General features: G+C 44.7%; 17 protein-coding genes and 23 tRNA genes. 29 read left to right on the plus strand and 11 right to left on the minus strand.

Translation table 11 applies throughout. The features are described 5' to 3' along the window. Window positions 1-199: 199 nt before the first annotated feature. Entirely contained in the window at window positions 200-1,435 is a 1,236-nt protein-coding gene (locus tag GZN30_RS08915) for a uracil-xanthine permease family protein (RefSeq protein ID WP_075652452.1), read from the plus strand. Between the two features lie 265 nt (window positions 1,436-1,700). Here GZN30_RS08915 and ybaK read toward each other — a convergent pair whose 3' ends face one another. The 8 genes from ybaK to hemA form a co-directional block, all read right to left on the minus strand. Beyond that, window positions 1,701-2,174, minus strand: coding sequence for a Cys-tRNA(Pro) deacylase (gene ybaK, locus GZN30_RS08920; protein WP_075652451.1), 474 nt, complete (start codon window positions 2,172-2,174; stop codon window positions 1,701-1,703). 152 nt (window positions 2,175-2,326) lie between these two features. Continuing rightward, a complete protein-coding gene (gene ushA / locus GZN30_RS08925; RefSeq protein WP_075652455.1) occupies window positions 2,327-3,988 on the minus strand; it encodes a bifunctional UDP-sugar hydrolase/5'-nucleotidase UshA in 1,662 nt (553 codons plus the stop codon). Window positions 3,989-4,364: 376 nt separating this feature from the next. Continuing rightward, on the minus strand, window positions 4,365-5,216 hold the full coding sequence (gene kdsA, locus GZN30_RS08930) for a 3-deoxy-8-phosphooctulonate synthase (protein WP_075652450.1): 852 nt from the start codon (window positions 5,214-5,216) through the stop codon (window positions 4,365-4,367). Window positions 5,217-5,261: 45 nt separating this feature from the next. After that, window positions 5,262-6,071 carry a SirB1 family protein gene (locus tag GZN30_RS08935; protein ID WP_075652449.1) on the minus strand — a complete coding sequence of 270 codons (810 nt, stop codon included), beginning with the start codon at window positions 6,069-6,071 and terminating at the stop codon, window positions 5,262-5,264. Between the two features lie 14 nt (window positions 6,072-6,085). Then, window positions 6,086-6,457 carry a SirB2 family protein gene (locus GZN30_RS08940; protein WP_075652448.1) on the minus strand — a complete coding sequence of 124 codons (372 nt, stop codon included), beginning with the start codon at window positions 6,455-6,457 and terminating at the stop codon, window positions 6,086-6,088. Window positions 6,458-6,473: 16 nt separating this feature from the next. Beyond that, on the minus strand, window positions 6,474-7,328 hold the full coding sequence (gene prmC, locus GZN30_RS08945; RefSeq protein ID WP_075652447.1) for a peptide chain release factor N(5)-glutamine methyltransferase: 855 nt from the start codon (window positions 7,326-7,328) through the stop codon (window positions 6,474-6,476). A 4-nt stretch (window positions 7,329-7,332) separates the two neighbouring features. After that, the gene (prfA, locus tag GZN30_RS08950; protein ID WP_075652446.1) at window positions 7,333-8,421 is read right to left on the minus strand and encodes a peptide chain release factor 1; all 1,089 of its coding nucleotides are present in this window, start codon (window positions 8,419-8,421) and stop codon (window positions 7,333-7,335) included. Window positions 8,422-8,442: 21 nt separating this feature from the next. Further along, window positions 8,443-9,702, minus strand: coding sequence for a glutamyl-tRNA reductase (gene hemA, locus GZN30_RS08955; RefSeq protein WP_075652445.1), 1,260 nt, complete (start codon window positions 9,700-9,702; stop codon window positions 8,443-8,445). A 278-nt stretch (window positions 9,703-9,980) separates the two neighbouring features. Between hemA and lolB the strand changes: the two genes are divergently transcribed. The 28 genes from lolB (at window position 9,981) to GZN30_RS09100 (ending at window position 17,716) form a co-directional block, all read left to right on the plus strand. Continuing rightward, window positions 9,981-10,598 carry a lipoprotein insertase outer membrane protein LolB gene (gene lolB / locus GZN30_RS08960; RefSeq protein ID WP_075652444.1) on the plus strand — a complete coding sequence of 206 codons (618 nt, stop codon included), beginning with the start codon at window positions 9,981-9,983 and terminating at the stop codon, window positions 10,596-10,598. Then, entirely contained in the window at window positions 10,598-11,470 is an 873-nt protein-coding gene (ispE, locus tag GZN30_RS08965; protein ID WP_075652454.1) for a 4-(cytidine 5'-diphospho)-2-C-methyl-D-erythritol kinase, read from the plus strand. Before lolB ends, ispE begins: the two co-directional genes overlap by 1 nt. 29 nt (window positions 11,471-11,499) lie before the next feature. Then, the gene (locus GZN30_RS08970) at window positions 11,500-12,444 is read left to right on the plus strand and encodes a ribose-phosphate pyrophosphokinase (RefSeq protein ID WP_075652443.1); all 945 of its coding nucleotides are present in this window, start codon (window positions 11,500-11,502) and stop codon (window positions 12,442-12,444) included. Between the two features lie 146 nt (window positions 12,445-12,590). Then, the gene (gene pth, locus GZN30_RS08975) at window positions 12,591-13,181 is read left to right on the plus strand and encodes an aminoacyl-tRNA hydrolase (protein WP_075652442.1); all 591 of its coding nucleotides are present in this window, start codon (window positions 12,591-12,593) and stop codon (window positions 13,179-13,181) included. A 10-nt stretch (window positions 13,182-13,191) separates the two neighbouring features. Continuing rightward, window positions 13,192-14,283, plus strand: coding sequence for a redox-regulated ATPase YchF (gene ychF, locus GZN30_RS08980; RefSeq protein WP_075652441.1), 1,092 nt, complete (start codon window positions 13,192-13,194; stop codon window positions 14,281-14,283). 284 nt (window positions 14,284-14,567) lie between these two features. Beyond that, window positions 14,568-14,644, plus strand: a tRNA-Met gene (locus GZN30_RS08985). Window positions 14,645-14,681: 37 nt separating this feature from the next. Beyond that, a tRNA-Leu gene (locus GZN30_RS08990) sits at window positions 14,682-14,766 on the plus strand. A 29-nt stretch (window positions 14,767-14,795) separates the two neighbouring features. Continuing rightward, window positions 14,796-14,870: transfer RNA gene (locus GZN30_RS08995), tRNA-Gln, on the plus strand. 77 nt (window positions 14,871-14,947) lie between these two features. Further along, window positions 14,948-15,024 (plus strand) — tRNA-Met (locus GZN30_RS09000). A 52-nt stretch (window positions 15,025-15,076) separates the two neighbouring features. After that, window positions 15,077-15,161: transfer RNA gene (locus GZN30_RS09005), tRNA-Leu, on the plus strand. A gap of 27 nt (window positions 15,162-15,188) precedes the next feature. Beyond that, a tRNA-Leu gene (locus tag GZN30_RS09010) sits at window positions 15,189-15,273 on the plus strand. A gap of 31 nt (window positions 15,274-15,304) precedes the next feature. Beyond that, window positions 15,305-15,379, plus strand: a tRNA-Gln gene (locus GZN30_RS09015). A gap of 128 nt (window positions 15,380-15,507) precedes the next feature. Beyond that, window positions 15,508-15,592, plus strand: a tRNA-Leu gene (locus tag GZN30_RS09020). A gap of 2 nt (window positions 15,593-15,594) precedes the next feature. Then, window positions 15,595-15,671: transfer RNA gene (locus GZN30_RS09025), tRNA-Met, on the plus strand. Window positions 15,672-15,723: 52 nt separating this feature from the next. Next, window positions 15,724-15,808: transfer RNA gene (locus GZN30_RS09030), tRNA-Leu, on the plus strand. A 28-nt stretch (window positions 15,809-15,836) separates the two neighbouring features. Further along, window positions 15,837-15,921, plus strand: a tRNA-Leu gene (locus GZN30_RS09035). A 31-nt stretch (window positions 15,922-15,952) separates the two neighbouring features. Further along, window positions 15,953-16,027, plus strand: a tRNA-Gln gene (locus tag GZN30_RS09040). Window positions 16,028-16,155: 128 nt separating this feature from the next. Further along, window positions 16,156-16,240: transfer RNA gene (locus GZN30_RS09045), tRNA-Leu, on the plus strand. A gap of 29 nt (window positions 16,241-16,269) precedes the next feature. Continuing rightward, window positions 16,270-16,344: transfer RNA gene (locus tag GZN30_RS09050), tRNA-Gln, on the plus strand. 128 nt (window positions 16,345-16,472) lie between these two features. Continuing rightward, window positions 16,473-16,557: transfer RNA gene (locus GZN30_RS09055), tRNA-Leu, on the plus strand. A gap of 2 nt (window positions 16,558-16,559) precedes the next feature. Then, a tRNA-Met gene (locus GZN30_RS09060) sits at window positions 16,560-16,636 on the plus strand. A gap of 50 nt (window positions 16,637-16,686) precedes the next feature. Next, window positions 16,687-16,771, plus strand: a tRNA-Leu gene (locus GZN30_RS09065). A 29-nt stretch (window positions 16,772-16,800) separates the two neighbouring features. Then, window positions 16,801-16,875: transfer RNA gene (locus tag GZN30_RS09070), tRNA-Gln, on the plus strand. Window positions 16,876-17,003: 128 nt separating this feature from the next. Beyond that, window positions 17,004-17,088 (plus strand) — tRNA-Leu (locus GZN30_RS09075). A gap of 29 nt (window positions 17,089-17,117) precedes the next feature. Beyond that, window positions 17,118-17,192: transfer RNA gene (locus GZN30_RS09080), tRNA-Gln, on the plus strand. 125 nt (window positions 17,193-17,317) lie between these two features. Further along, window positions 17,318-17,402, plus strand: a tRNA-Leu gene (locus tag GZN30_RS09085). A 29-nt stretch (window positions 17,403-17,431) separates the two neighbouring features. Next, a tRNA-Gln gene (locus GZN30_RS09090) sits at window positions 17,432-17,506 on the plus strand. Between the two features lie 125 nt (window positions 17,507-17,631). Beyond that, window positions 17,632-17,716, plus strand: a tRNA-Leu gene (locus GZN30_RS09100). A gap of 328 nt (window positions 17,717-18,044) precedes the next feature. Here the strand turns inward: GZN30_RS09100 and GZN30_RS09105 are convergent. From GZN30_RS09105 to flgL, 3 genes are all read right to left on the minus strand, one after another. Next, window positions 18,045-19,181 carry a flagellin gene (locus GZN30_RS09105; RefSeq protein WP_075652507.1) on the minus strand — a complete coding sequence of 379 codons (1,137 nt, stop codon included), beginning with the start codon at window positions 19,179-19,181 and terminating at the stop codon, window positions 18,045-18,047. Window positions 19,182-19,812: 631 nt separating this feature from the next. Further along, window positions 19,813-20,952 (minus strand): flagellin, encoded by a 1,140-nt coding sequence (locus tag GZN30_RS09110; protein WP_075652506.1) that lies wholly within the window; start codon window positions 20,950-20,952, stop codon window positions 19,813-19,815. 367 nt (window positions 20,953-21,319) lie between these two features. Next, a complete protein-coding gene (gene flgL, locus GZN30_RS09115) occupies window positions 21,320-22,513 on the minus strand; it encodes a flagellar hook-associated protein FlgL (RefSeq protein WP_075652505.1) in 1,194 nt (397 codons plus the stop codon). Window positions 22,514-22,516: the final 3 nt, after the last annotated feature.

Here is a 22,516-nt window from a genome sequence, read left to right on the forward strand (position 1 = left end):
TTTTGCCTTTAATGCCTGTTTTGGTCAAATTTACCCCACAAATATGCAAACATTTGATCTAGTTAGGATTGAAATCGTTTGCAGTGGTGATAAAATCCCGCGAATTTTTATTTTGAGCCAGAAATTCGCCGCTAATCGCTACTAAAATAGTTGAATAGTGTGAAATTTGGACTGTTTGCCACAAAAAAGGAATAAAACCATGAAAAATGCCATTCAAGGTGCACAGATGCTCTTCGTTGCATTTGGTGCGCTCGTACTGGTTCCGCTATTAACGGGATTGGATCCAAGTGTTGCACTATTCGGTGCTGGTATCGGTACCCTAATCTTCCAAGCTGTTACTCGTCGTTCTGTTCCTATCTTCCTTGCTTCTTCTTTTGCTTTTATTGCACCTATTCTTTACGGCGTTCAAGCTTGGGGTATCCCGGCAACAATGGGCGGTCTAATGGTTGCGGGTCTAGTTTACGTGGCTCTAGGCGGACTGATTAAAATCCGCGGCGTAGAAATCGTCCATAAACTGCTACCACCAGTTGTGGTTGGTCCTGTAATCATGGTTATCGGTCTTGGTCTTGCACCTAACGCAGTAAGCATGGCGCTTGGTGTCGCAGGTGGCGAACAAGTTATCGATAAAAATACCGCGCTAATCGTTTCATCAGCATCATTGCTGACTACTATTGGCATCAGTGTATTCAGCCGTGGCTTCTTAAAACTCATGCCAATTCTTGGTGGTATTATCGTGGGTTACGCACTGAGCTTGTTCTACGGCATCGTTGATTTCACCCCTGTTCACCAAGCCGCTTGGTTTGCTATGCCTGCGTTTGTGATGCCTGAATTTAACATTAACGCAATTCTATTTATGATCCCGGTGGCGATCGCACCTGCGGTTGAGCACGTTGGTGATATGCTCGCAATCTCAAACGTAACGGGTAAAAACTACCTGAAGAAACCAGGTCTACACCGCACTATCACTGGTGACGGTCTAGCAACGATCGCAGCCTCTATGGTCGGCGCGCCGCCAAACACCACGTACTCAGAAGTAACGGGCGCGGTAATGTTAACCAAGTCATTCAATCCTGCAATCATGACTTGGACAGCAATTACTGCGATTACCCTATCGCTGGTTGGCAAACTTGGTGCGGTACTACAAACCATCCCAATGCCAGTAATGGGCGGTATCATGATCCTACTGTTCGGTTCTATCGCAACTGTGGGTCTAAACACCCTGATCAAAAACAACGTTGACCTACACAAGTCTCGCAACCTAGTAATCGTAGCAATTACGCTAGTATTTGGTATTGGCGGCATGGCATTTGGTATCGGTGACTTCAGCCTACAAGGCATCAGCCTATGTGGTATCGTCGCTATCGTGCTTAACCTAGTGCTACCAAAAGACCTAGGCGAAAACCACGTAGTTGATAACGCGCAGATGGATAAGTAACGGATACAGTTACAGGAACGCTTCGCTTACGGAATACGGAATACGGAATACGGAATACGGAATACGGAATTTTAACTAGCGAAACGCATTGTACAAATAAAAAGGGTGACGATAATCGTCACCCTTTTTTCATTCCCGTAAGTGAGGCATTAGCCGAACGTTCCCGCATCCGTGAGCGCAGCGTTCTGTAAGTAAGGCGCTAGCCGAACGTTCCCGCATCTCGAAGCAAGGCATCTTTGATGCTTTGCGTTCCCGACTCTCACTCTTAAAGGCACAACTCCACAAACTGTCCGCGCGTCAGTTCTGCCAAATCTTTTGGAGCCAGCTCAATTTCCAGACCGCGGCGCCCAGCGCTAACCATCATGGTTGATAACTCCTCGGCACTGTTATGGATAAACGTTGGCAGTGCTTTCTTTTGCCCTAGTGGGCTAATGCCTCCCACTACATACCCTGTGGTCTTTTGCGCGATGTCAGGGTTCGCCATTTCCGCTTTTTTTGCCTTAGCGGCTTTCGCAGCCAGCTTAAGATTCAGTTTGTGCTCAACGGGTAATACTGCCACGGCAAGATTTTGGGGCTGACCGTTTAAGCAAAAAAGCAGCGTCTTAAACACTTGCTTAGGATCTTGTCCCAACGCTTCGGCGGCTTCTAGACCATAGCTTTCCGCTCTCGGATCGTGTTCATATTGGTGAATTTTATGAGTAACTTTTTTCTTTTTGGCTGCATTGATTGCCGGGGTCATAATAACTTCCTATCACCGATCAGGATAAACCACTGCCCTAACATCTACCTAGGTCAATAACTTATAGTGATGAGTGTCTTGATAAAACAGAAAAGCGGCACCAAGTGGTGCCGCTTTAGTTAATGCGATTTAAGACTTACAGTCAATAGCGCTTATTTGTAAACAATCTCACCTTTTGGTGCGAATGCGTTTACATCTACAGGGCTGTTTTCTTGTAGGTATTCTTTAAGAACTTCTGCATCAACGAAACCTGTGTTTACGTAACCTGGGTGAGTCGATACTTTCGGGTAGCCGTCACCACCAGCTGCGTTGTAGCTTGGTACTGTGAAACGGTAAGTCTTCTCTAGATCGATCGCTTCACCACCAATCTTAACGTCAGACACTTTGCCGTTTTCTACTGTCATAGAAACACCAGCAAACTGCGCGTAAGCACCTGAATCAACTGGTTTAGTACCCACAACGTTTAGGTAATCAATTACTTCCTTACCTGACATATCGATGTAAGTTACGATGTTACCAAACGGCTGAACTTTCAGTACGTCTTTGTAAGTTACGTCACCGCCTTCAATAGAATCACGTACACCACCTGAGTTCATTACTGCGAAGTCAGCTTTAGCGCGATCCATATGTGCCGTCGCAATTAAACGACCTAGGTTTGTTTGCTCGAAACGCACGATGTTACGATCACCGACTAACTTGCCGTTAGTTTCTGCGATTTTCACATTTAGCTGGTCTTGACCTTTTTCTTGGAAAGGACGTAGGAACTCAACCATAGCTTGGTCTTTCGCGATTTCATCTTCGATGAATACACGCTTGCTCTCACCGTCAACCTTGATTTTCTTCTTCAGGTTTACAGGGATAAGATCGTAGCTCACCATTTCTAGCTCACCGTTACGGAATTCGAAATCCGCGCGACCTACGTATTTACCCCACTCGTACGCTTGTACGATATGAGTGCCATTTTGAATGTCTGGTTTACATTCGTCAGAAGGTTGGAAGTTCTTCTTAATTACGTTTGGTGCTTCCATACACACTGGCTCTTGTGAGTGACCACCAACGATCATATCTAGTGAGCCTTCGTCTAGGTAACGAGCCAATGCTACATCACCTGGTGCGTTTATACCGCGGTTACCATTTTCGTAGTGACCCATGTGCGTCACTGCAAAGATTAGATCCGGTTTTTCAGTCTCTTTAAGTTCAGCGATTAGCTTCTTCGCTTCTTCTTTAGGATCACGGAATTCGATACCGCCGATAAATTCAGGGTTACCGATTTTCTGCGTATCTTCCGTTGTTAAACCGATAACAGCAATCTTGATGCCTTGTTTCTCAAACATTTGGTAAGCCTGGAACATACGCTCGCCAGTCTTCTTGTCGTAAATGTTTGCTGAAAGCATTGGGAAGTTAGCCCACTCTTTTTGCTGCATTAGCACTTCAAGCGGGTTGTCGAATTCGTGGTTACCAAGTGCCATTGCATCGTAACCGATTTTGCTCATACCTTTGAAATCAGGTTCTGCGTCTTGAAGGTCTGACTCTGGTACACCAGTGTTGATGTCACCACCAGAAAGAAGTAATACGCTACCGCCTTCAGCACGAATTTCTTCGCGTAGGTTGTCAATTAGCGTCTTACGAGCCGCCATGCCGTACTCACCGTATTTGTTTTCCCAGAAACGACCGTGGTGGTCATTGGTGTGAAGAACTGTCAGTTTGTAAGTTTTATCTGCTTCCCAGTCATTTTGTGCTGTTGCTGCACAACCAGATAAGGTTGCAAGAATGGCTGCACTCAGTGCAGTTTTTACGATCAGGCGTTGCGTCATAGTCATACCTTTCAACTCAATAGGATCCACTACCATTTACTATCTTGAAATTTTGTTAAAAACTCGTGCCGCTGCACATTTTGTTGTTTTAGATAGCAAAACTTGACGTAGTTTAAAGTAAGCGAATTATTAGAACATTTTGTTTTCATTGATATGCAAGATGGATCACTATTATTTTATCCAAAATCTGCAATAAAAGCGGCAACTTACATCTGATTCTATAAATGATCACAAGCAAACGTTTTCGCCCTTACTTGCATGTAACATTTCATTTCTCACCTTATTGACTAGAATGCACAAACAATAGTCATCTTATTGAGCAATAAAGAAAAGGCTGCCATTTGGCAGCCTTTGTAAACCGTATATTGTCACTTAATTAGCGAATATCGATGTGCTCGAAACCTTTCACTAAATCATCTAATGCTTTCATCTGTTTTAGGAATGGCTCTAGCTTATCAAGTGGCAATGCCGATGGACCATCACAACGCGCTTGATCTGGATTTGGGTGCGCTTCGATAAACAGACCTGCGATACCAGTCGCTAGACCGGCTTTCGCCAGTTCAACAGTCTGCTCGCGGCGACCACCTGATGCAGCACCTGAAGGGTCACGCATCTGTAGTGAGTGCGTTACGTCAAAAATGATTGGGCTACCGTTTGAGGCTTTTTTCATTACGCCGAAGCCTAGCATGTCCACCACTAGGTTATCGTAACCCATGCAAGAACCACGCTCACACAAAATTACGTTGTTGTTGCCGCACTCAGCAAACTTATCCACGATGTTGCCAACTTGACCTGGGCTCATAAACTGAGGTTTTTTAACGTTAATTACCGCGCCAGTTTTAGCCATCGCTTCAACTAAGTCAGTTTGGCGAGCTAGGAATGCTGGCAATTGAATCACGTCTACCACATCCGCAACTGGCTGAGCTTGCGCTTCAGTGTGCACGTCCGTGATGATTTTCACGCCAAACGTATCTTTTAGCTCTTGGAAAATCTTCATACCTTCTTCAAGGCCAGGACCACGGTATGAATGCACTGAGCTGCGGTTCGCTTTATCAAAAGAGGCTTTAAATACGTATGGGATACCCAGTTTGTCAGTCACCTTTACGTAGTGCTCACAGATTTGCATAGCAAGGTCACGTGACTCTAGTACGTTCATACCAGCGAATAAAGTAAACGGTTTGTCGTTAGCAACAGGAATATCACCAACATGAACGATTTTCTGTTCCATCTTTTTCTCTCTTATTAAACCTAATGAGCCAGTCTATAACTGGACTTAGTGCAGCGTCACCTGAGTCTTGCTCATGGCACGTACTTGATTTTTAAGTAATTCGGCAGCCGGATCATCCGGACACTGATCAATAAAGTATTGATAATCAGACAACGCCATCTGATGACAGTCTAGTTGCTGAAAGATAAAGCCGCGATCTCTTATTTCATAGGGATCATCTGGAGCGAAGGTCAGTGCGAGATCTGAGCAACGCAACGCAAGTGCATAACGCTCTTCTCTCAATAGGGCGCTTTTAATCAGTGCTAACCAGCGACCAATCACTGTCGGATGATCGGCAGCTTTAAGATAACTTGGTTTTAACTTCGCAAAAGGTCCTTTCTGACCGACCAACCAAGCTCGCATAGTATGTTCTGAGACAAACTCACCATTAAAAGGATTCACATACTGCACAGGATCATGCGGCCAGCACACTTTAACCACAAACTGAGTTGGAAATGTCATTCCCTCAATTGGGAAGCCTAATTGCTTACCGAAATAAAGCAGCAGCGCTCCTAGACTAACCGGAATACCTTTACGACGTTCGAGTACCTTATCTAAAAAGGCATTCGCACAATCGAAATAAGCCTCTTTGTCACCTTGAAATCCCCACTCATGGTAGAAAAGGCGCAAAAAAGCTTCAAAGCGTTGTTGAGGATGACTTTCATGTACCAATGCGAGTTCAGCTTCTTGCAGTAAACGTTGCATCTCAGCCTTTGCCCAATCCACTTGTGTGTCTGGGTCAATCGCTTGATTGAGCACTAAAGCGCCTTCGGCCAACTCAAGTGCATCAAAGTCTTCATCAAACAATTCGTACATTCGTAACCACCAACTTAGAACAATGCAGGTACTTTCGTCACTGCAATCTTACCCGCCATACCAAGCCAACCTAACGCGCCTAGGAAGGCAAAAATTCTTAGTAGATTGTTTTTTGCCAGCTTTAACGCAAAGAAACCCAACGCGATATAGGCAAGTACGCAACTTAGTTTCATCGGTAACCAAGGTGCCGCCGACCACGGTATAAACAACACGATCAGCGCTACACCAGATAGAAGCAGTGCGGTGTCATTAATATGCGGGAATACTTTAAGAAACTTGTTATTACGTAATTCTGAGTTTGCTAGTAACAGAGCAAAACGCACTGATAGTAGCGTCGCGCTCAAGGCGATAGTGAGTAAGTGAAAATGCTTCAATCCTTCGTACATCTAATTGCTCTCTTTGTTATTTTGTATAGCGACCTAATGTCACTCGATCGTTATGTCCATAATCTTGGAAAGTCTCCACATCTTGGTAACCCATTTCAGTGAAGATTTCACGCACAGCTAGACCTTGGTCATAACCATGTTCAAACAACAACCAACCATCGTTGCTGAGAAACTGGCGAGCGTTATTCGTAATATGACGAATATCGGCTAAACCTTGCTCTGCTGCGACTAACGCACTCAGTGGTTCAAATCGCACATCCCCTTGAGTCAGATGAGGATCATTCTCTTCGATATAAGGAGGGTTTGAAACGATTACAGCAAACTGCGTACCAGCTTGCAGAGGTTCAAACCAGCTGCCAGCCAAAAACTCTGCGTTATTGATCGCTAAACGTTTTGCATTGCGCGAGGCCAGTTGTTGCGCCTCTTCCATTAGATCAATCCCCACCACTCGGCGAGTCGGCATTTCTGAAGCCAGAGCTAATGCTATCGCGCCAGTACCGGTGCCAAGATCGAGGATGTCACCGTCACAAGCGAAAGCTTTATCCAAAGCCAGCTCAACAAGGCGCTCAGTATCAGGTCGAGGGATTAAAGTTGTCGGTGACACTTCTAAAGGTAGGGACCAAAACTCACGCTCACCAACAATGTAAGCAACGGGCTCCCCGGTTAAACGGCGCGCCAGTAATGCTTCAAAAGGTGCCAATTCTTGCACTGAAAGTTCTTTCTCAGGCCAAGTCATCAAAAATGAGCGTGGTTTATCTAATGCATGGCAGAGTAATACCGCAGCATCAAGAGACGGCGAATCACTGCCGCTCTCTTGAAGTTGCTGTGTCGCTCGCTTTAGTGTGTTTTCAACACTATTGGTAGCCGACATTAACTTAGTTGTTCTCTGCTAGAGCGGCTAACTGATCAGCTTGGTGCTCTTGAATCACAGGTTCAATCAAGCTTGCAAGATCGCCTTCCATCACTTCATTTAAACGGTAAACCGTTAAGTTGATGCGGTGATCTGAAACACGGCCTTGTGGGTAGTTGTAAGTACGGATACGGTCACTACGGTCACCAGAACCTAGCAGGTTGCGACGTGTGTCAGAAACCTCAGCTGCGCGGCGAGCTTCTTCAGCTTGAACAATACGTGCTGCCAGTACTTGCATCGCTTTCGCTTTGTTTTTGTGCTGAGAACGTTCGTCCTGACACTCAACCACCGTACCCGTTGGTAAGTGGGTAATACGGATCGCTGAATCCGTGGTGTTAACGTGCTGACCACCAGCACCTGATGCACGGAATGTGTCGATTTTTAGATCAGCCGCTTTAATTTCAGGTAGATCCGCTTCTGGAATTTCCGCCATCACAGCAATCGTACACGCAGAAGTGTGCACACGACCTTGCGATTCTGTTTCTGGTACACGTTGTACACGGTGACCGCCTGACTCAAATTTCAGCACGCCGTAAGCACCGTCACCGCTCACTTTAGCGATCATCTCTTTGTAACCGCCTTGCTCAGATTCATTGCAGCTCATCACTTCGACGCGCCAGCCTTTCTTCTCAGCAAACTTCGAGTACATGCGGAACAAGTTACCAGCAAAGATACCTGCTTCATCACCACCTGCACCTGCACGAATCTCAAGGAAACAGTTGCGATCATCGTTTGGATCTTTTGGCAGCAATAGAATTTGTAGTTCGTCATTAAGACGCTCAATCGCTTCTTTTGCTTCTTTAATTTCTTCCTGAGCCATCTCACGCATTTCTGCGTCATCTTCTTTCGCCATCTCTTCTGCAGCTTCAAGATCTTCTTGAGCCTGCTGATAAGCTTGGAAGCACTTAGTCACTTCTTCAAGCTGAGAGTACTCTTTTGATAGCGCACGGAATTTATCTTGATCACCAATGACACCAGGGTCACCCAGTAGGTGTTGTACTTCTTCATAACGTTCTACTAGCGTTTCTAGCTTAGTAAGAATAGAGGCTTTCATATATTTAACTCAGGGTTATAGTTATAGCGGGTCTTCAAGACCCAAGCTTTGTCTAATAATGGCAAGCTTAGCAGGCTCACCTTGCTCTGCTGCTGTTTGTAAAGCACGTGTCGGTGTATGAATTAGCCTATTGGTGAGCTTATTACTCAACTCAACCAAGACTTTTTCAGGATCACCACCTGCAGCAAGAGCTTGGATACTTTTATTTAATAAATCTTGACGAATATCGTTAGCATTAGTGCGATACTGTCGAATGCTGTCCACGCCTTGTAATGAGCGCAACCAAGTCATAAACGAGGCACTTTCTTCACTGACAATCGCTTCGGCTTGAATCGCTTCTACTTTGCGCTGTTCGATGTTGCTGTCGATAATAGACTGCAAATCATCGACCGAATAAAGATACGCATCATCAATTTCCCCAACTTGTGACTCAATATCACGAGGAACGGCGATATCAACAAGCAACATTGGTTGGTAACGTCGGCTTTTCAGTGCAGTTTCAACCATACCTTTACCGATAATCGGCAACGGGCTAGCGGTCGAACTTATCACAATATCGGCACGCGATAAGTGCTCAGGAATTTCTGGCAAACTAATCACTTCCGCACCAAATTGCTCGGCTAAAACCTGAGCGCGCTCTTTAGTTCGGTTAGCGACGATCATTTTATTACAACCATTCGCAGCCAAGTGTTTCGCGACTAACTCGATAGTCTCACCCGCTCCGACAAGTAATACCGTTGAATCTTGTAATGACTCAAATATGTGTTTCGCAAGCGTACAAGCGGCGTAAGCAACAGAAACGGCATTACCGCCGATGTCGGTTTCTGTGCGTACTCGTTTAGCGACAGAAAAAGTTTTTTGAAACCACTTTTCCATTGATGCATTGACAGAATTACCGTCACGAGAGTCTGCAAAAGCTTGCTTTACTTGACCTAAAATTTGAGGTTCACCAAGCACCAAAGAATCTAACCCGCAAGCAACACGCATTAAATGACGAATAGCTGCCTGCTCTTCATGGACATAAATACTCGGTTTTAATTCCTCTGCGCTCACTTGGTGGAACTGCGCGAGCCAATCAATAACCTTGTTCTTACAAGACGGTTTTACGTCACAGTAGATTTCTGTGCGGTTACACGTAGAGACAATCACACCACCGCTGACATGCGGGCTTTCAGACAGTTGCTGTAAAGCTTGCGGTAGCTTGTCCGGCCCAAACGCGACTTTCTCGCGCAGTTCTACTGAAGCCGTATTATGATTGATACCGATAGCAAGCAATGACATGTACTGTGTGTTCTCTAAATCTGGTTATGTGAAAACAGGGACGGAATTTTACTTGATGCCCCCCCTGAATAAAAGGGGATCACTCAACTGTTTTCTATTAACAACTAATTAAAATGTTATTAAGGCTGGAAAAATGGCAATTGTACCCTATTTCTCAAATAGATAGATTGAATAGCACTGCAAAGTGCGTATTTTCCTTTTTCAAACAAGAGTAACAATACTTTTCAATGTTATAGTATGTATTCAGAAACTTGGCTGATTAAGGAACCCTATCCGCTATGCCTTCGCGATTATTGACCAAACTCTCTGCAATCTTGTTTGTATTAGCCTTATTATCCGGCTGTAGCTCAGTACAGGACAGCTTTACCAGTGTTGAATGGCAAGCTCATCAGCAAAGACTCGAACTGATCTCGGATTACAAAGCGTCCGGCAAGCTAGGTTACATTTCACCTCAGCAAAGAGAATCTCTCAGCTTTTATTGGCAAAACTCTGCGCAAGACAGTGAATTGCGCCTAAGTACTTTTCTTGGTCAAACTGTGCTTAACATGCAGATCACGCCATCACTGGCGACAGTCAAAACATACGAAGATGATGTCTACAGTGATGTCAGTGCTGACCGTTTGATCGCTCGCCTGACTGGTTTAAGTCTCCCGGTCGAACAACTCAATGATTGGCTGCTGGGCAAACCAACCAATGCCGACGAGTTTACTGTCAATGATACCCAAACATTGGCAACACTAACCAAGAAGATAAACGGGCAAACTTGGCAACTGATCTACTCCAGCTATCAGGATGTGCCGTTTTTAGGCTCAGATCTGCCTGTGCCTTACAAGCTAAAACTAAAACAAAACGACACCACCATCAATTTGGTAATCTCAAAGTGGACTTTGAAGTAATGATTCGTGACACCACTCATTGGCCTTCACCAGCCAAACTTAACCTATTTTTATATATCACCGGACGTCGCGAAAACGGCTACCACGAGTTACAAACGCTTTTTCAGTTTGTCGACCATTGCGATGACCTCACCATTACCGCGAACGAGAGCGGCAATATCACATTAACACCTGATATTCCGGGTGTCGCGCTTGAGGATAATCTGATCTGGCGCGCTGCGACTGCACTGCAAAACTTCACCGGGTGTTCATTTGGTGCAGACATCGAACTCAACAAAATTTTGCCTATGGGTGGCGGAATTGGCGGTGGTTCATCAAATGCCGCAACCGTTTTAGTTGCACTTAACCACCTATGGCAAACCAATTGCAGCGAAGATCAATTAGCCGAGATCGGTCTAAAGCTTGGGGCTGATGTACCAGTCTTTGTTCGTGGTCATGCTGCCTTTGCCGAAGGTGTCGGTGAAGAGATCGTCAAAGTAGAACCGCAAGAAAAGTGGTATTTGGTGGTAAGACCGAATGTAAGTATCGCGACTGTCGATATTTTTACTCATCCTGACTTAACTCGCGATACGCCTAAACGCCCGTTATCACTGCTTTTAGAGTCAGAATACGGAAACGATTGCGAAAAAATTGTGAGAATGCTTTATCCAGAGGTTGATAAGCAACTTTCATGGCTGCTACAATACGCGCCGTCAAGATTGACGGGTACTGGATCGTGCGTTTTTGCTGAATTTTTGAGCGAAAACGATGCACAAAATGCATTCGCGCAATTATCTGACAATGTGTCGGCGTTTGTGGCCAAAGGTAATAACATTTCGCCCCTATACCAGACACTGGCTAAATACCGTTTAGCCCACAAATCATCTATTTAAAAACTGGACGCAAACCTGAGGTTTCCACCGTGCCTGATATGAAGCTATTTGCTGGTAACGCAACACCTGAACTAGCCCAACGTATTGCTGATCGTCTTTACATCTCACTTGGTGACGCCACTGTTTCTCGTTTCTCTGACGGCGAAGTCGCTGTTCAAATCAACGAAAACGTACGTGGTAGCGATGTATTCATCATCCAATCTACTTGTGCACCAACTAACGACAACCTAATGGAACTTGTCGTGATGATTGATGCAATGCGCCGCGCTTCTGCGGGCCGTATTACAGCAGTAATCCCTTACTTTGGTTACGCTCGCCAAGACCGTCGTGTACGTTCTTCTCGCGTGCCAATCACTGCTAAAGTGGTAGCAGACTTCCTGTCTAACGTAGGTGTTGACCGCGTTCTAACTATCGACCTACACGCAGAGCAGATTCAAGGCTTCTTCGACGTACCTGTAGATAACATCTTTGGTACGCCAGTGCTGCTTGAAGACATGCAATCTCGTGGTCTAGAAAACCCTGTAGTGGTTTCTCCTGATCTAGGTGGCGTAGTACGTGCTCGTGCAACTGCAAAAGCACTAGGCGATATCGACATCGCTATCGTAGACAAGCGTCGTCCACGTGCAAACGTATCTGAGGTGATGAACCTAATCGGTGACGTTGAAGGTCGCGACTGTGTGATCGTAGACGACATGATCGATACAGGTGGCACTCTATGTAAAGCAGCTGAAGCGCTAAAAGAGCGTGGTGCTAAGCGTGTATTCGCTTACGCAACTCACGCAGTATTCTCTGGTAACGCAGCTGACAACATCAAGAATTCTGTACTAGACCAAGTGATCGTAACTGACTCAATCACTCTGTCTAAAGAGATGGAAGCGACAGGTAAAGTAACTACACTAAGCCTATCTCGCATGCTTGCTGAAGCGATTCGTCGTATTAGCAACGAAGAGTCTATCTCTGCAATGTTCAACTAATCTCATCGATTAGCATGAATTAAAAACACCCCTTCTCAGGGGTGTTTTTTTATTTCTTCATAACAGCAAAATCGCGCAATCTCGCCCGCGAGCAATTTTGTGTGCTATCATACTGCGCTTTTTGAGATTCCAGAGAGATCCTAACCGTGACTCAACAGATCAAACTTCTTGTCGGACTGGCTAACCCTGGCCCTGAATACGCTAAGACTCGCCATAATGCGGGTGCTTGGGTTGTGGAGGAGTTAGCTCGCGTTCATAACGTTACGCTAAAGAATGAACCAAAGTTCTTTGGTCTTACTGGACGTATCATGGTAAATGGTGAGGATCTACGCCTATTGATCCCAACTACTTTTATGAACCTATCTGGCAAAGCAGTCTCTGCGCTGGCTAAGTTCTACCAAATTAAACCAGAGGAAATTATGGTCGCTCATGATGAGCTAGACTTGCCTCCTGGTGTCGCTAAATTTAAAAAAGGCGGCGGTCATGGTGGTCACAACGGTCTGCGTGACACCATTAGCAAATTAGGCAACAACAAAGAGTTTTATCGTCTTCGTATTGGCATTGGTCATCCGGGACACAAAGATAAAGTGGCTGGTTATGTGTTGGGTAAAGCTCCTGCTAAAGAGCATGAGCAATTAGAAGCGGCAGCCGATGAAGCTGTACGCTGTCTGGACATCTTATTAAAAGATGGCCTAAACAAAGCACAAAACCGCTTACACACGTTCAAAGCTGAATAAGGTTACAATCATGGGTTTTAAATGTGGCATCGTTGGTCTACCAAACGTTGGTAAGTCAACTCTGTTCAATGCACTAACTAAAGCGGGTATCGAAGCAGCAAACTTCCCGTTCTGTACTATCGAACCAAACACTGGTGTGGTTCCAGTGCCAGATCTACGTCTAGATGCGTTGGCAAAAATTGTGAACCCACAGCGTGTACTGCCAACTACAATGGAATTCGTAGATATCGCAGGTCTAGTTGCAGGTGCATCTCGTGGTGAAGGTCTAGGTAACAAATTCCTAGCAAACATCCGTGAAACTGACGCAATTGGTCACGTTGTTCGTTGTTTTGAGAACGAAAACATTATTCACGTTGCTGGTAAAGTATCACCAATCGAAGATATCGAAGTGATCAACCTAGAACTTGCACTTGCTGACTTAGACTCTTGTGAGCGTGCAATTCAACGTAACGCGAAAAAAGCGAAAGGCGGCGACAAAGACGCTAAGTTCGAACTAACTGTACTTGAAAAGCTACTACCTGTTCTAACTGAAGGTGGTTCTGCGCGTACAGTGAATCTATCTAAAGAAGAGCTAGCAGCAGTCGGTTACCTAAACTTCCTAACGCTTAAGCCAACAATGTACATCGCTAACGTGAACGAAGATGGTTTCGAAAACAACCCATACCTAGATGCAGTTCGTGAGTTCGCAGAAAAAGAGAACAACGTTGTTGTTCCTGTATGTGCAGCGATTGAATCAGAAATGGCTGAACTAGAAGATGACGAGCGTGAAGAGTTCCTAGCAGACATGGGCATCGAAGAACCAGGTCTAAACCGCGTAATTCGCGCAGGTTATGAGCTACTTAACCTACACACTTACTTCACAGCTGGTGTTAAAGAAGTTCGCGCATGGACTATCCCTGTCGGTGCAACAGCACCAAAAGCAGCGGGTAAGATCCACACTGACTTTGAAAAAGGCTTTATCCGTGCAGAAGTAGTCGGCTACGACGACTTCATCCAATACAGCGGTGAAAGCGGCGCTAAAGATGCAGGTAAATGGCGTCTTGAAGGTAAAGAATACATCGTAAAAGATGGCGATGTAGTTCATTTCCGCTTCAACGTGTAATTAACTGCCTATTTTTTGCGCAAGTTATTGAGTTTAAAAGCCAGCTAAATTGCTGGCTTTTTTTCTATCCACAAAATGGCAACCATTTATGTTCGATGAATACAGTCATTTTGTTTGCAGTTTTCGATCATTAACGCGCCTCTTTGTTTAAAAAGGAATCGAACGATTCGTTTATCCGAATTTCTTCAAAAAAACTATTGACGCTTCTCGCTTAGATACGCATAATGCGCCCCGTTCCAGCGAGACAGCAACGTCTTAGCGAAGAACAGAAACAACATGGTAATGGCTACGTAGCTCAGCTGGTTAGAGCACATCACTCATAATGATGGGGTCACAGGTTCGAATCCCGTCGTAGCCACCATTCCTAAATGTTCTGTTAAGAGCAATTAGGAATAGATGCGGAAATGGCGGAATTGGTAGACGCACCAGATTTAGGTTCTGGCGCCGCAAGGTGTGAGAGTTCAAGTCTCTCTTTCCGCACCATTATTTGATAATCCTAGATTATCACCTGCAGGTCTATCGCCAAGCGGTAAGGCAGCGGCTTTTGATGCCGCCATTCCCTGGTTCGAATCCAGGTAGACCTGCCACTAATTAAAGTGGAAACCTTTTGAAAAAGGGGTTGTCACTAAGAGCGCGAAGGTTTATATTGTCTCGCTCACAAGATGGCTACGTAGCTCAGCTGGTTAGAGCACATCACTCATAATGATGGGGTCACAGGTTCGAATCCCGTCGTAGCCACCATATTAAACTGATAGTTTTTACCAATTAACTATTAGTTATGTAGATTCAAGATGCGGAAGTGGCGGAATTGGTAGACGCACCAGATTTAGGTTCTGGCGCCGCAAGGTGTAAGAGTTCAAGTCTCTTCTTCCGCACCATCTTGAAACATTCTACGAACAAATTATGCGGAAATGGCGGAATTGGTAGACGCACCAGATTTAGGTTCTGGCGCCGCAAGGTGTGAGAGTTCAAGTCTCTCTTTCCGCACCATAATTTGATAGTCATTATGACTATACCCTGCAGGTCTATCGCCAAGCGGTAAGGCAGCGGCTTTTGATGCCGCCATTCCCTGGTTCGAATCCAGGTAGACCTGCCATTATTTATAGGTTCAGTGGATTACATCTTTTTGATGCCTCATCTATTGTCCCTGGCTCGGCTCTAAGTAGCCTGCCATTACAACTTCATATGGCTTTTACCAATTAGCGGTATGAATACAAAACAGATGCGGAAATGGCGGAATTGGTAGACGCACCAGATTTAGGTTCTGGCGCCGCAAGGTGTGAGAGTTCAAGTCTCTCTTTCCGCACCATTGGCTACGTAGCTCAGCTGGTTAGAGCACATCACTCATAATGATGGGGTCACAGGTTCGAATCCCGTCGTAGCCACCATATTAAACTGATAGTTGATCTTTTAACTTTCAGTTACGTAGAGATTCAAGACGCGGAAATGGCGGAATTGGTAGACGCACCAGATTTAGGTTCTGGCGCCGCAAGGTGTGAGAGTTCAAGTCTCTCTTTCCGCACCATCTTGAATTAAATCTACAGCCAAATTATGCGGAAGTGGCGGAATTGGTAGACGCACCAGATTTAGGTTCTGGCGCCGCAAGGTGTAAGAGTTCAAGTCTCTTCTTCCGCACCATAATTTGATAGTCACGATGACTATACCCTGCAGGTCTATCGCCAAGCGGTAAGGCAGCGGCTTTTGATGCCGCCATTCCCTGGTTCGAATCCAGGTAGACCTGCCATTATTTATAGGTTCAGTGGATAACATCTTTATGATGCCTCGTCTATTGTCCCTGGCTCGGCTCTAAGTAGCCTGCCATTACAATTTCATATGGCTTTTACCAATTAGCGGTATGAATATAAATAATATGCGGAAATGGCGGAATTGGTAGACGCACCAGATTTAGGTTCTGGCGCCGCAAGGTGTGAGAGTTCAAGTCTCTCTTTCCGCACCATTATTTGATAATCCTAGATTATCACCTGCAGGTCTATCGCCAAGCGGTAAGGCAGCGGCTTTTGATGCCGCCATTCCCTGGTTCGAATCCAGGTAGACCTGCCATTATTTATAGGTTCAGTGGATTACATCTTTTTGATGCCTCATCTATTGTCCCTGGCTCGGCTCTAAGTAGCCTGCCATTACAACTTCATATGGCTTTTACCAATTAGCGGTATGAATACAAAACAGATGCGGAAATGGCGGAATTGGTAGACGCACCAGATTTAGGTTCTGGCGCCGCAAGGTGTAAGAGTTCAAGTCTCTTCTTCCGCACCATTGGCTACGTAGCTCAGCTGGTTAGAGCACATCACTCATAATGATGGGGTCACAGGTTCGAATCCCGTCGTAGCCACCATATCTAATTGAACGTTGATCTTTCAACTGTCAGTTAAACTCAAATAATATGCGGAAATGGCGGAATTGGTAGACGCACCAGATTTAGGTTCTGGCGCCGCAAGGTGTGAGAGTTCAAGTCTCTCTTTCCGCACCATTATTTGATAATCCTAGATTATCACCTGCAGGTCTATCGCCAAGCGGTAAGGCAGCGGCTTTTGATGCCGCCATTCCCTGGTTCGAATCCAGGTAGACCTGCCATTATTTATAGGTTCAGTGGATAACATCTTTATGATGCCTCGTCTATTGTCCCTGGCTCGGCTCTAAGTAGCCTGCCATTACAATTTCATATGGCTTTTACCAATTAGCGGTATGAATATAAATAATATGCGGAAATGGCGGAATTGGTAGACGCACCAGATTTAGGTTCTGGCGCCGCAAGGTGTGAGAGTTCAAGTCTCTCTTTCCGCACCATTATTTGATAATCCTAGATTATCACCTGCAGGTCTATCGCCAAGCGGTAAGGCAGCGGCTTTTGATGCCGCCATTCCCTGGTTCGAATCCAGGTAGACCTGCCACTATTTATAGGTTCAGTGGATTACATCTTTTGATGCCCCGTCTATTGTCCCTGGATCGGCTCTAAGTAGCCTGCTATTACAACTTCATATGGCTTTTACCAATTAGCGATATGAACAAAAAACATGCGGAAATGGCGGAATTGGTAGACGCACCAGATTTAGGTTCTGGCGCCGCAAGGTGTGAGAGTTCAAGTCTCTCTTTCCGCACCATTATTTGATAATCCTAGATTATCACCTGCAGGTCTATCGCCAAGCGGTAAGGCAGCGGCTTTTGATGCCGCCATTCCCTGGTTCGAATCCAGGTAGACCTGCCACTATTTATAGGTTCAGTGGATTACATCTTTTGATGCCCCGTCTATTGTCCCTGGATCGGCTCTAAGTAGCCTGCTATTACAACTTCATATGGCTTTTACCAATTAGCGATATGAACAAAAAACATGCGGAAATGGCGGAATTGGTAGACGCACCAGATTTAGGTTCTGGCGCCGCAAGGTGTGAGAGTTCAAGTCTCTCTTTCCGCACCATATACATCGAACCCAGCTTAATGCTGGGTTTTGTGTTTTTAGCTTCAGAATACTTGCCTAAATCTCTTCCTCGTGGCTTTGCCCTATTGGCGCTTCATACCAGTCAGGATAAGTAAGTGGTCAAAAAATTGCGCAAGGAAAATCGCTTAGAACTAGGCGCAGATTGCTGCTAACTAGTGATTCTAATTACAAAATCTGCAACAACGTTATCAGCGATTTTAATCAGCAAGAATGATCAAAGACTTATGCTGGTTGGTATCACTATAAACAGAGACAAAAAAGCCAACCCAAAGGCTGGCTTACTAGCTCAAAACTGATCTTCGTTATTTTAACCAAGCAGACTAAGCGCAGAGTTCGGTGCCTGTTTTGCTTGTGCCAATACAGAGCCCGATGCTTGACCAAGAATTTGTGACTTAGTCAGTGCTGTCGTTTCTTTTGCAAAATCAGTGTCCTTAATGCGGCTATTTGAAGCGTTGACGTTCTCATTGATGTTATCTAGGTTATTGATTGCATGTTGAAAGCGATTTTGAATTGCGCCTAACTCTGCACGATGACTATCCACATAGCGTAATGCTGCATCTAAAATTCCCACCGCTTCTTGCGATCCAGCAACAGTTGTCACGTCAATATCATCAACCGTCACTGCTTGGGCAGCACCAATCGCTAACGCATCTTTAAGGGTTCCAGTCACGGCAGTGGTACCACTCACCTTGTTGTTATCAGTAAATAGCTGTAACTTGCCATCCTCGCCCACTGACGCACGCACAAAGTCTGTTTGACCATTAATGTAAGTCGCTAGCTCTTCAACATCATCCCCCTCTTTAGCGGTGATATTGATGGTTCTCTCTTCTCCCGTCAGCTTCTCAGTCAAAACAAATTGAATTTCAGCGGCATCCGCTTTAACAGTCCAGTCATCATCGGTTTCGGTTGCTGCCACATAACTAAAGCCTCCCATGAACTCATTGTCGCTGCGAATGTCTTTTAGCGTAAATACGACCGCTTCACCACTCGATGAGCCAATCTGCATTGATGTCGATGGAAAAGAGCCATTAAGCAGTTTGTTGCCACCAAAAGACGTCGTTTCAGCAATACGGTTAAGCTCATCATTCAACGCTGCAATTTCTTCTTGAATTGATACTCGCTCGCCTCTTGAGTTAGAACCGTTAGCAGCTTGCAGTGATAAATCGCGCATACGTTGCAGTATGGTGGTGGTTTCATTCATCGCACCTTCAGCAGTCTGCGCTATTGAAATACCATCGTTAGCGTTTCTGACTGCCACATGCAACCCACGACTTTGCGAGTTCAAACGGTTAGAAATTTGTAGACCAGCGGCATCATCTTTCGCACTGTTAATTTTTAACCCTGAAGATAGACGTTCCATTGAAGTCTGCTGAGACTGATTTGCGTTGTTCAAGTAACGTTGTGCTGTCATTGCCGATACGTTGGTGTTTACATTCACTGCCATGGTAATTCTCCTAGTGATTCCTGTGATGCGGATTTTCCATAACGGTTTCCGACGTCTCGGCAAACCAAAAGTTCTCTCAAAGTATCTTTATTAACGACAGCGACCTGCTCAACTTTAGAGCATTTGTGAAAAATAAGTGTTATTTATCCATTTGATAACAATTTATTGAGGATGTTCGAAAACAACGAAAAAAAGATTAAAGTTTTACTAATAATGAAAGTATAAACAATAAGTTAGCAGACAAACTATTTATAACTACGTCAATAAGCAGCTAGAGAGTGAATTAATTTCAAGGTGAGAACTGATAGAACACACGCAGTCAAATATTGCTCTTGATCGTAATTGATTGATGAATTTACCAATCAGAAAAGACTCGATAGAAATGAGAATGGAGTAAGCGTTGCTTAACTAGCAGAAAAAGAAAAGCCCCTTTTCCTTTGAGAGAACCGGGGCTGAGGTGGTAGCCAAACGGAGATCGAGAGAAATGATCATAGCCTTGGCTGCCTTTACATCACTATCATCTTTCAAAGGCAGGTATGAGAGAGAGCCTTATCAATCAAAATAGTCATGTTTGCCACAAATAGTCTAAACACCCCACGTCTGGGATTAACGTGAATAGACTGGCTTGCTACTACTGCAATAGTGTCATTGCAGAGTTAGGCAACTGTTTTGCTTGAGCCAGAATAGAAGTACCAGCTTGTTGCAGAATTTGTGCTTTAGTCATCGCGGTGGTTTCTTTAGCGAAATCCGTATCGCGAATACGGCTATTTGATGCCGCGACATTTTCTTGGATATTTGCCAAGTTATTGATGCTGTGGCTTAAACGGTTTTGTTTTGCACCTAGATCGGCACGTTGTGAATCAACGTACTTCAATGCTGCATCAACAATACCGACTGCATTTTGTGCACCACCCACAGTGGTAACATCAATGCTTTGTACGGTTGTAGGTGTACCAGGACCATTAACCAAACCTAATTCGGTCGCTAGACCGCCACCAAACTCGATATTACCTTGTAGGTTATGGTCGGCAACGAAAAATTGCAGTTGTCCGTTTTCATTCACTGAAGTTTTGATTTGCTGTGACTGACCATTCAGGTAAGTGGCAACTTCTTCAATATCATCGCCTTGCTTAGCATTGATTGCTAAGTCAACGACTTCACCTTCTTTAGTAGTAAACTTAACGGTTAAATCCGCTTTAGTACCATCAACACCCCAATTCGCATCTTTACCTTCTGTACCCGTGATTGTGTGACCACCCATACGAGTATCATCAGCACGGATACTGGTTAAGCTCATGATCATCGCTTCACCTGAACTCGCACCAATTTGGAATGCCGCTTCTCCAAACTGACCGTTTAGCAATTTACGACCACCAAATGACGTGGTTTCCGCAATACGGTTTAGTTCATCTTGCAGTGCTGATACTTCTTCATGAATCGCTACACGCTCAGATTCTGAGTTAGTACCGTTCGCTGATTGCAGTGACAAGTCACGAATACGTTGCAGAATGTTAGTCGATTCATTCATCGCACCTTCTGCTGTCTGGGCGATTGAAATACCGTCGTTTGCGTTACGCATAGCAACGTCTAAACCACGCGACTGTGCAGTCAAGCGGTTAGAGATCTGTAAGCCTGCCGCATCATCTTTAGCGCTGTTGATCTTTTGCCCAGATGATAGACGCTCCATCGAGGTTGTAAGATCACCCGTCGCTTTATTTAGATAACGCTGTGCCGTCATTGCCGAAACGTTAGTATTGACGTTGATGGTCATAATTTGCACTCCTAGTGAGTTCGCGATCTCTCACGAAGCGGCCAGCTTAATCTCATTTGGAAGTACTGACCGTAAACTACTTATAAGTTAGGGAATCCCCTCAACTTAAAACCTGTGTAAGACTGTGAAATATCTTATTCAATAACTATGCCAACTTTAATGAGCGCGTCCAAGCCGTTATTTACCCATTCAAATACAACAACTTAAGACATAAAACCATTATTGATAGCGATATTTTTTGCCGTTTGCCTTTAATGAATTGGCTATTTTGCCACCCTTTTGCCACCCCTTTGCCTCTTCAACATTGCTTGTTTTTTAACGAATCACTCCTCTGTTTACACCGCGCTTAAGGCATTGCTCTTAAGGCTTAAATGTAATTAAACAGAGTCAGATCTTTCGCTTTGCCAAAAGCTTGTTGTGAGGCCTGCAGCGCTCGAGTATTTTCATTAAACTCAATCACAGCTGAGGCATAGTCTAGATCTTCGAAAGTACTTTTCGACTTAGCCAAAGTCATACGAAAATCTTCATGCTGCTGCTCTTGAGTATCAAGAGTACTTAAACGCGCACCAATATCAGAGCGTGCTTTGTTAAGATGAATAAATGCAGCATGTAGCTCTCGAGTCACTTGATGCAATTCAGCAGAATTAGAAGCATCAGACACTGAGCCCTCCGATAAGTCTCGGGCGCGTTTTAAGCTATCGAACATATCAAACGTTTTTTGTGGCTCGAGCTCAATGACGTCACCTTTGCTGATTTTGCCTTTTACCAGCAGCGACATATCTTTATATTGAATACCTTGACTCGGATCGTATTCATCTGCTTTAACCACGCTGCCATTGCGCTCCAATTGGTAACCGTATTTACCTTCCGGCATGTCAACAAACGTCACTTTGTAACTGGCATCATCGCTAGCGTCGAGATTAGTGGCTCGTTCAAGCAGCAACTCAGAGCCTTCTTGCAACTTATAGTTTGGGTTGTAATCGCCAAATGGGTTGCTGATTTCCATAAACATTTTGCTGCCTGGATCATTGATCGCCATTTCAAGCCCACTCGCAACACGCATCTTGCGCTGGTAATCGTCACCTGAGTAACTCACATTATCGGCTTTATCTCTAAAAAATGGCTGAATCTTTGTCTTCGTTCCGGCGAAGATATAGTTTCCTGACTCATCTTGAGTATTAGCCAAGGTAAATAGGTTATTGAATAGCTCTTCTATTTCTCGCTGCTTTGCCATACGGTCTTCAGGTGACAACGAGCCGTTAATCATTTCCATCACAGTACGTTTGCCTTCATCGATAAAGCTTTCGGCATTAGCAACGATCACTTCATGATGCTCTAGGCGATTACGTGACATCACAATCGACTCAACATACTGCTTAAGTTGCTCCGATTGTTGACCAATATTTTGAATGTAATGAGTCGCCATCGGATCATCACTCGGGTCGACCAGTTTTTTACCTGAAGCTAATTGAGCTTGGTTATGATGAACTTTGCTCTCTTGACGACGCAGATCATTTTGCACTGATTGGTAGTTATGAAAGCTGGAAATTCGATTAATCATTTA

It is taken from the genome of Vibrio ponticus (genome assembly GCF_009938225.1).
Lineage (GTDB): Bacteria > Pseudomonadota > Gammaproteobacteria > Enterobacterales > Vibrionaceae > Vibrio > Vibrio ponticus.

Coding starts and splice junctions, on each gene's coding strand:
- hemA (WP_075652445.1), bottom strand. CDS start 9,702: ATGTCATTGCTTGCTATCGGTATCAATCATAATACGGCTTCAGTAGAA.
- GZN30_RS09110 (WP_075652506.1), bottom strand. CDS start 20,952: ATGACCATCAACGTCAATACTAACGTTTCGGCAATGACGGCACAGCGT.
- lolB (WP_075652444.1), top strand. CDS start 9,981: ATGCCTTCGCGATTATTGACCAAACTCTCTGCAATCTTGTTTGTATTA.
- ychF (WP_075652441.1), top strand. CDS start 13,192: ATGGGTTTTAAATGTGGCATCGTTGGTCTACCAAACGTTGGTAAGTCA.
- GZN30_RS08940 (WP_075652448.1), bottom strand. CDS start 6,457: ATGTACGAAGGATTGAAGCATTTTCACTTACTCACTATCGCCTTGAGC.
- ybaK (WP_075652451.1), bottom strand. CDS start 2,174: ATGACCCCGGCAATCAATGCAGCCAAAAAGAAAAAAGTTACTCATAAA.
- ispE (WP_075652454.1), top strand. CDS start 10,598: ATGATTCGTGACACCACTCATTGGCCTTCACCAGCCAAACTTAACCTA.
- ushA (WP_075652455.1), bottom strand. CDS start 3,988: ATGACGCAACGCCTGATCGTAAAAACTGCACTGAGTGCAGCCATTCTT.
- flgL (WP_075652505.1), bottom strand. CDS start 22,513: ATGATTAATCGAATTTCCAGCTTTCATAACTACCAATCAGTGCAAAAT.
- GZN30_RS09105 (WP_075652507.1), bottom strand. CDS start 19,181: ATGGCAGTGAATGTAAACACCAACGTATCGGCAATGACAGCACAACGT.
- prmC (WP_075652447.1), bottom strand. CDS start 7,328: ATGTCGGCTACCAATAGTGTTGAAAACACACTAAAGCGAGCGACACAG.
- kdsA (WP_075652450.1), bottom strand. CDS start 5,216: ATGGAACAGAAAATCGTTCATGTTGGTGATATTCCTGTTGCTAACGAC.
- GZN30_RS08935 (WP_075652449.1), bottom strand. CDS start 6,071: ATGTACGAATTGTTTGATGAAGACTTTGATGCACTTGAGTTGGCCGAA.
- GZN30_RS08915 (WP_075652452.1), top strand. CDS start 200: ATGAAAAATGCCATTCAAGGTGCACAGATGCTCTTCGTTGCATTTGGT.
- prfA (WP_075652446.1), bottom strand. CDS start 8,421: ATGAAAGCCTCTATTCTTACTAAGCTAGAAACGCTAGTAGAACGTTAT.